This is a genomic window from Bacillus sp. LR_5, assembly GCF_042709275.1.
The window spans coordinates 1-1,096 of sequence record NZ_JAVAXX010000618.1; the positions used below are offsets into that span (position 1 = coordinate 1).

A 1,096-nucleotide genomic window follows, 5' to 3' on the forward strand; every position below is an offset into this window, starting at 1 on the left:
TGATTAAGCTCCATGAGTTGCTGCAGGGAAACATTATACTTACTGGCAATTATTGATAATGTTTCACCGGGAGTAACATGATGGATCACGTATTTTTCTTTGAGAACATCTACATAATGAATGGTTTCCCCTAAGTTTCTTATGATTCCTCTGCTTTTTAGCACCTCAAGCATTCTCTCGGCTCTATGCCGATAGGAATCATTCTTTACAGCCTTTTTACCGTTTATCTGAATCTTTTTTCTCTCGCTATCATGATTAAAATAGTATTTAACCTTTTCCAATGTTTCTTTTGGGGAGGAAGAAACGATGAGATCGCGGCCAGGTTTGAATTTACCTCGAACTGCTGGTGTATCCGATGTCAATAAAAACCCCCCGGAACCAAGAATCTCATAGGTGCGTTGCGTAAGTTGGCTTTCACAGTTTTGCAAACCGATAACGACTTTTGCTGAACTGTAAACTTTATATGCTTCAGTATAATCAAGGTATCCATGGATCCAATTGGGGGGAATTTCTCTTCCTATATATTTACTCATTTTTTCCCAGTTTCTCCCCCAAAAATCAATGCGAATACCCTTCCGTATAAGAGGACGAATAAGCGTTTTTAAAGAGGACGAACGGAACACTTCCGGATGTTCTTCAAGAAAATTAGGGTAAGCATTAGCCACCACTGCTATATCACAACTGTATTTTGCTAATGGTTTAATCTGGTGATGTATACTTTCGTGAAATGCAAAGTCTAAGTGAGCTGCTTTAATCCCCATGCTTTCATAAGTTTTACACAGAGAAGGCGTGACCGTGAAAACAAAATCCGGTTTCATCTTTTTAATTAACGGGATAGTAAAGTTTTGAGTGTGCAGCGGGTCTTCAGTTGCCCAATAAACGAGAGGGATATTCACCTTTTTAGTAGCGTTGCGAATCCAGGCTTGCTTTTCCCTTGAATGCTCTGGTGTCCATCCCATAGATACTATTAGATCTGGTTTAAATTCGTCTATCATTTCAGTTATATTTTCCCGACTTACAGGACCGGAAATCATTACGGTATGTCCTGCTTCCCTAAACCCATTCGGTAAACCATAGAGCCACATGGGATGACTCT

Annotated in this window: 1 protein-coding gene; it reads right to left on the reverse strand. The window is 39.8% G+C overall.

Annotated features, from left to right (window positions below):
- Window positions 1–1,096 (reverse strand): spore protein YkvP (gene ykvP / locus RAC86_RS38995; protein ID WP_377886989.1); only part of this gene is annotated, 1,096 nt, incomplete at both ends.